General features: G+C 46.9%; 7 protein-coding genes. 5 read left to right on the top strand and 2 right to left on the bottom strand.

Translation table 11 applies throughout. The features are described from left to right. Positions 1–654 precede the first annotated feature (654 nt). The 3 genes from H6G89_RS32605 to H6G89_RS32595 all read left to right on the top strand — a co-directional run bounded on the left by H6G89_RS32605 (position 655) and on the right by H6G89_RS32595 (position 2373). Complete coding sequence (locus tag H6G89_RS32605) at positions 655–984, top strand: hypothetical protein (RefSeq protein WP_190514175.1); 330 nt, start codon at positions 655–657, stop codon at positions 982–984. A gap of 3 nt (positions 985–987) precedes the next feature. Next, complete coding sequence (locus tag H6G89_RS32600; RefSeq protein ID WP_190514174.1) at positions 988–1572, top strand: hypothetical protein; 585 nt, start codon at positions 988–990, stop codon at positions 1570–1572. Between the two features lie 234 nt (positions 1573–1806). Next, complete coding sequence (locus tag H6G89_RS32595) at positions 1807–2373, top strand: sigma-70 family RNA polymerase sigma factor (RefSeq protein WP_190514173.1); 567 nt, start codon at positions 1807–1809, stop codon at positions 2371–2373. 450 nt (positions 2374–2823) lie between these two features. Here H6G89_RS32595 and H6G89_RS32590 read toward each other — a convergent pair whose 3' ends face one another. Continuing rightward, positions 2824–3348 (bottom strand): peptidoglycan-binding domain-containing protein, encoded by a 525-nt coding sequence (locus H6G89_RS32590; RefSeq protein ID WP_199337075.1) that lies wholly within the window; start codon positions 3346–3348, stop codon positions 2824–2826. A gap of 1131 nt (positions 3349–4479) precedes the next feature. Here H6G89_RS32590 and H6G89_RS32585 point away from each other — a divergent pair. Then, positions 4480–5016 carry a hypothetical protein gene (locus tag H6G89_RS32585; RefSeq protein WP_190514172.1) on the top strand — a complete coding sequence of 179 codons (537 nt, stop codon included), beginning with the start codon at positions 4480–4482 and terminating at the stop codon, positions 5014–5016. A 338-nt stretch (positions 5017–5354) separates the two neighbouring features. Here the strand turns inward: H6G89_RS32585 and H6G89_RS32580 are convergent, their stop codons facing one another. Then, positions 5355–5654, bottom strand: a complete 300-nt coding sequence (locus H6G89_RS32580) for a hypothetical protein (protein ID WP_190514171.1) — start codon at positions 5652–5654, stop codon at positions 5355–5357. 286 nt (positions 5655–5940) lie between these two features. On the opposite strand from H6G89_RS32580, the gene H6G89_RS32575 reads away from it, so the two are divergent. Further along, positions 5941–6273 carry a LexA family protein gene (locus H6G89_RS32575; RefSeq protein WP_190514170.1) on the top strand — a complete coding sequence of 111 codons (333 nt, stop codon included), beginning with the start codon at positions 5941–5943 and terminating at the stop codon, positions 6271–6273.

Raw genomic sequence — 6273 nt, 5'->3', positions numbered from 1 at the left:
ATCGAGGAGTTCAGGTCGAAAAGTCATAGTACGAGTGTCTCGGGTCTAGTAGTTCATTAGATCTCATTTCTGACCTTTGACACAATCTAATTTACAATCCCCCCTCTGGCTCAAAGGACACGTCTCTGCTGTAGGAGAGTCGATCGCTTTTCCTTTTCCCTTCTTTCCTTTTCCCTTTTCCCTTTCCCCAATCCCTTTGTACCCACAATAGATGAGGGGTGAGGTGGTGGGGTAATGAGATAAAGACCGTTGATGTGGAAGTTAGGCCCCGGCAATCCAGGAAGGAGGGCAAGTAGTAGGGGTTCTGCTAAAAATGTTCTAGAAGATTAGGGGGTATCCAAGTTCTAGAACAAACTCCAAGAGTCATCATGCTCTTCCCCTTTCCCAGGCTATGTCAATTAAAGTGGGTCTGTTACCGTTCCCATCCGCCCGCGCATCAATGACGGGCTACCTTCCAAAGTCCACTAAGGTGGACTGAAAACCTCTCCTGGTCTGCTTTAGCAGACTTCATCCCATGAGCCCGCACTTCAGTTGCGCGTGGGTTAGAGCGAAGACAGAATAAGGTTTTACCCAAAATTCTAGACACACCCCTTTCCCAACTTTCCTATTAGCCTTATCTTGGACTCCCTCCTCCTATTGCAGCTCGATAGTGTTATGCCCCTATTTCTCATTACCTCCCTGTACGATGAAGGCATCTCTCCCAATCTAGTGCGTGTGGTAGAAGCAGACTCTGCCTTAGCTGTCGCTGCTCATATGCTCTATCACCCAGAGCAGTGGGAATACTTCCTCTACCGCTCATTCAAAGAAGATTTACCCATCGGCAGCCTCACCCCAGAAGCCCTGCTAGAGCGTATCAATCAAACTTGGGTTGACGGAGACTCCTCAGCGCAACTGCGAATCACCCCAATCACAGCTCAACCACTAGAAGCAATAACCACTACTCCATCTTTTCAGCCCGGTGCCATCTTCTCTGACTTTGGTTAAGCCATGCACGATCGACTTCTCAAACTGGTTCAGCAGCAGTTTGCCCTTGAAATCCATCCAGTGCGATCGCCTCTAGTGGTAGCTCCACCCCTTGAGATCCCTCCCCGCGTGAAGGAGTATTGGGAATATCTGATCCAAAATGTTACCCCTACTAGCAATGAATCAACTCGTCGATGGATAGTTGGGCAACTGCTCCTTCATCTGGCAGGCACACTCCAATTGAGGTTGTTTATTGGAGGACCCTTTGAAGTTGACCCAACTTGTGGGTTAGTCGGGCAATGTGATTATCTGGTGAGCCGCTCTCCCCTAAACTTCCGTATCCATCCCCCTGTGTCTCTGATTGTGGAGGTCAAGCGTGAGATCAAGCATGGACTACCTCATTGCTTGGTAGAGATGGCAGCTGCTCAACTCTTTAACGCATCACCAGAACCAATCTACGGTGTCAGCACAACTGGACTCCAGTGGCAGTTTCTCAAGCTAGAGGGCAAGGTTGTCAGCCTGGAGCAGAAGGTTTACCCGATTGAGGAGCTTGACACTATCACTTCTATCCTGGCAGCTATGATGGGTACACCACTGCCCTTTGATTAGAGGGAGAAGCAATAGGCAGATGCCCTTCGGATTGGGTTGCTTTTAAGGAGAGATAGCCTCCCAGCTTCTCCTGCTGAACCGACCACCCTCAGCCTCTTAAGGACACAAAAACACGAGTAAATTCTTGTAAATCGCTTACTGTCATTCCGCTAAAACGTTTTGCTGTCACAATTTAGTAGTAATTAGCACTAATTAGGCATAGCCTTCATACTAAGTACTCAAATGCCTAGCAGGATGCCATCCCCAGAGTTACGACAGTTTAACGCGGAAATCTACTGTTTATTAAAAGCTAATAATCCTCGCACCCGCTCCTTCCTCTCGTTTATTAAACGGACTTTGAGGCAATTTCACCTGGAGGATATTCATACAGAATTTGACATTTTCAATGAATCCTATCTTCGAGGTGTAGACTTCATTTTAAAAGGCAGTTCCATCAAGAGCCCCAAAGCTTGGATGAGGAAAACAGCTTACAACGTTATTCGAGAACGGAGCCGGGACAACCACCGTTGTCAACCTGTCGAAAGTGAGTACATGGAAGCCTTGCTTGTTTCAGAGGAAATCATTGAGTTGGATCTCGAAGTTGTTAGACAAGCTTATCTAGAGCTCGAATCGAGCGATCGTCAGATTTTAGAGCTTAGAATTGTTGAAAACCTTTCATGGAGAGACATCGGAGAGCGTTTTGTTGAAATGGGTGAATCCCCTCAAAATGAGCCTGCTTTAAGAAAAAGAGGGCAGCGAGCAATGCAACGTCTTCGGGAGATTTACCACAGAAGCAGACCTCAAGAATCTTTAGTACCTTGAGGGTAAGTGCCTCTCATAGTCAGGGAGTAGTTTGCATTGTTTGACTAGAAGGTTGAAATTGAGGTTCTGAGGGAGATTCTGCTTCTCGTATCGCTCCTAACATTACAACTATAGTAATGATGACAATAATTAAGGTTAGAGTTGAGTTGTTGTCAAAGTTGGCATGGGGATTAGCAAGATCCCTCTTGAATTCACAACATAAACATTGATAGATTGTGTTGCTCTGTTTTACTAAAGCTTTTCTTCCACACTCAGGACATTCCATAAGATGGTCATGTTGAAATGCTTGCATAGTCTTGATAACCTCTATCCAAGTGCTTTCAATAGATAGTGAAAAGTAGAGTCAAGACGTGACGAGTACTTCTTTTATAAAGATGCAAAAATTAAAAGCAGAGTTCTAAAAACCCTGCTTCTCTGCAACAAAATATTGGAGATGTGCCCTAGCAATAGCTACTTTAATCCTAAAGCTTCTCGGGTTACTGCATCAGGAAGACCATTAGGAATTAATTGATTAGCTTGTTGAAAAGCAATCAAAGCAGAATGGGTTCGAGGACCCAGAATCCCATCGATTGGACCTGGATCAAAACCTCGGTTTTTCAAGTGCTCCTGTAACTCCTGAGAAGCATGCTTAAGGTGATGTCTCAATTCCTCAAATAAATCTAACTTCTCGTTCTCGATCAATTGATGCTCTAGATGCTCTCTCAGGTTAGCCAATTGATTTTCAAACTTGTAGATGCTTTCCTTATTAGTTAGATTTAGTTCATGGGCAAGAAAGTGATCTGCTTCATTTAGCCAAAAGTCCAACACTCCATCTGATTCTGCAAGTTCTAAAATTTCACTCATACGGTCTTCATCAGAGGTAGATAAACACTCCTTTGAGGCTAATTGACAGTATTCCAAAAGGATGCTTGAGTGGTTTAATTTGAAGTTAGAAATGGCATCTGTGAGTGGCAGATGCCCATTACTTTGGTTCATGTTTCTTACCTAGTTGTTTCTCCTAGCTTTCCATATGGACGACACGAGCAGAACGAGGCTCTATATCGGCTTCAAGGCAGTATGACTCTGCTTAATGCTAGTGATTCCAAAGTGAGATGTGTGACAGAAAAAGTAAGTTCTCTTATATCTCTCGGTAAAACTTTATTGATCCTTTACTTAACATTGGGTTTGTCACCATAAGCGATGCTTGGGAAGCACTGAAGTACGAATTATGAGAGATCATCCTTGATGTAATTGATATTACAAAAATGTTGACTTCATCAAATATCCCCTCCAGCACGCGCTACTAGAGGGGAATGATTTGTCTTATCGCTTTGTTATATGACCCCATCGTACGCAACCAACCCCCTCACCCTACTCTGGCTAACAACAGAACTCTAGCTCCTACCCCAGCATGAACTGCAACAGCACAAAGAACAGAGAAATCCCCACCAGAAGCAGATTGAGCAGATCTCTCCCCTGGCACTTACTCTTGATGTTTCAAGATCACACTTTGCCTTGAATCAAGCCCTGTTACTGCTCCAAGAGAACTTCACGCAAAAGCCAGTCCAACCAGAGGAGAGCGATCGCTTTTCCCTTTTCCTTTTTTCTTTTTTCTTTTCTTTCCTTTTCCCCAATCCCTTTTACCCACAATGCTTGGAGGGTGGGTAGTTTCCTACTGGCATCTCAACCTCCTTCCCCTTTCCCCAATCCCTTTGTACCCCACCACAGATGAAGGGGTAGGCGTAGAGGGTAGATGGGGGCAAACAGAACAGGATGAAGGGTAGGTGGTAAGAAACCAGAACAGGATGGGGATAGAGAGTGGGGAACCACAGTGAGAGGACTTGAAACTGACACTCCGATCGCGCTCTAATTCAGCCCTACTGGAGCGATCGCCTCTCCCCTAAAATGACAAGTTAAATCACTCCAGCCCAACTCAAGAAACAACTGCGAGAGGTGTTCTAGAACTCTGACCCCCTCCCAAGTTCTAGAACAAACCTGGTTCAATTGCAGGAACCCTCAAAGCCTTGCCAGAAGCCTTCCCTTCCCCTTTTTCCTTTCCTCTTTTCTCTTTTCTTTCCCTCTTTTGTGGTTTGAGTGTTTTCTTCCTTTCCACACATAAGAGGGTTTATGAACCAGGGTTTCGGTAACTCCCCAAATGGTCTTAGCAATGTTTCCAATAACGGAATTGAAATCAGATCTGACCACAACCAAACTCAGGGGCTGAATCACAGTCCCAACCCCAACCTTAACCGCCACCAAACTCAGGGGCTTAGTGACAGTTCCAACCCCAATACCAACCACAATCAAAGCCAAGGGTTCAGTGGTAATCCCAATCAGGAGTGGGGCGATCGCTGTGGTGACTCAACAGACGTTTTCCCAAGTCATGCCTCCTGGAAGTTAGATGCTGCGATCGCTCTCCTCATCGATAAGGTCAGCAACTTCTCAGACTCCCACTTCGATGCTGGGTGGATGAACCTTAATGAAGCCGAGTTGATTGAACTGGTTGCTCTGGTGATTCGCCACACTACGGAGCATCTGAATGGGCAACTGCTGAGTGGATTACTCCTGCATCTGCGGGGGCAAAGGGAAGCTGCATCACCAGAGCCAGACCCAATACCAGAAGCAGAAGGACAGCAGGCACAGCCAAACAATCCCGGAGGTTAATTCCCACAGAGGAGATGGGGAGATGGGGGTGGGTGTGGGCATAGGGACTGAGCTACAGTCTCCACTGAGGAGAGGGTTATGGATCTGCTGCTAATCACCTTCCCCCCAATCAACTGTAACCCTCTACAGGGTGTGGGAAGAGAAAAGGGAAAGCCCCAGAAGGAGTCCCCCCACAAAGGGAAAGAGGGAATAAGGAAAAGGAAAAAAGAAGGAAGAGGCGAAACTGAAAAAATGTCTCAAGCTTCAGCTTGCTCTATGCTGCGGGAGTTGCGATCGCACTGTCAAAGGCAGCGAAACCCTTCATCCGGCTCATCCTACAACTGGGTGATCTGCCTCAATCATCGGCGCTCGAACTTACGAACCGGGCGACTCTCTCTGGGGGGACGAGAAGAGATGGGGCGATCGCCTCGAAGCGAAATCTGCTTTGCATCACGACCAGGAACGGGGCTCACTTCAATTGGAGTTGCCTCAGTTGCCTCTAGCGTGAAGACCCGGTAGCCATAGACGTTGTAAAGGTTCTCGCAGCTGCACACTAACCCTTGCTCTTGCAGTTGGGCTGCCCTTTGGTCACGGGCTTGACGGGCTTCTGCTTCACCACCCCATTCGATTTCTAGAAACACTTCTTGGATTGCAGACATTAAATCAATCTGAGAGATACTGCGGTCGTTCGTATCACAGTAGCTCATCTGAGGTACGTTGTGTTTTGCTCCAGTTGGGGGTGGGCGATCGCACCTTCAGAAGATACCAGAACTGCTCTTTTGCCCTGCTGGAGTTGCCAGTAAGATTAGGTTGTATCCATCAGGGAACCTGCCACCCCCGGCAACAGACAATTGTTGTATCAACTAATTAACCCTGGGCGATCGCCTCTACAGCAGATTGGTTTCGTCACCCGCTCAATCCCTGGCAATTTCATCTAAAGGTTGTATGTCTTTCCCGGCTCCTGGTGATAGTTCCCTTGATACCAGCCTTGATCTCAATGGTTTGGTCAAAAACCCAGCAGCGACCTTTTTCATGCGGGTCGAAGGAGAGGGGCTACTCAATGAGTGTGTTCATCCTGGGGATTTGCTGATCGTAGATCGCTCCATTGATGCTGTTGCAGGCAAACTGGTGGTCGCTGCGGTTGATGGGGCACTAGTGATTCGCAAGTTGCAGATCGTCAACGGGCAATTGAGGTTGCAGGAACCAGACGCATCTGCCAAAGCATCCGGGGACTTTGAGGTATGGGGTGTAGTGACAACTATCATCCATTCGCTCTGA

Source organism: Oscillatoria sp. FACHB-1407 (assembly GCF_014697545.1).
Lineage (GTDB): Bacteria > Cyanobacteriota > Cyanobacteriia > Elainellales > Elainellaceae > FACHB-1407.
This window is presented reverse-complemented; position numbering and strand designations above follow the sequence as displayed.

Coding starts and splice junctions, on each gene's coding strand:
- H6G89_RS32580 (WP_190514171.1), bottom strand. CDS start 5,654: ATGTCTGCAATCCAAGAAGTGTTTCTAGAAATCGAATGGGGTGGTGAA.
- H6G89_RS32600 (WP_190514174.1), top strand. CDS start 988: ATGCACGATCGACTTCTCAAACTGGTTCAGCAGCAGTTTGCCCTTGAA.
- H6G89_RS32585 (WP_190514172.1), top strand. CDS start 4,480: ATGAACCAGGGTTTCGGTAACTCCCCAAATGGTCTTAGCAATGTTTCC.
- H6G89_RS32590 (WP_199337075.1), bottom strand. CDS start 3,348: ATGAACCAAAGTAATGGGCATCTGCCACTCACAGATGCCATTTCTAAC.
- H6G89_RS32605 (WP_190514175.1), top strand. CDS start 655: ATGCCCCTATTTCTCATTACCTCCCTGTACGATGAAGGCATCTCTCCC.
- H6G89_RS32575 (WP_190514170.1), top strand. CDS start 5,941: ATGTCTTTCCCGGCTCCTGGTGATAGTTCCCTTGATACCAGCCTTGAT.
- H6G89_RS32595 (WP_190514173.1), top strand. CDS start 1,807: ATGCCATCCCCAGAGTTACGACAGTTTAACGCGGAAATCTACTGTTTA.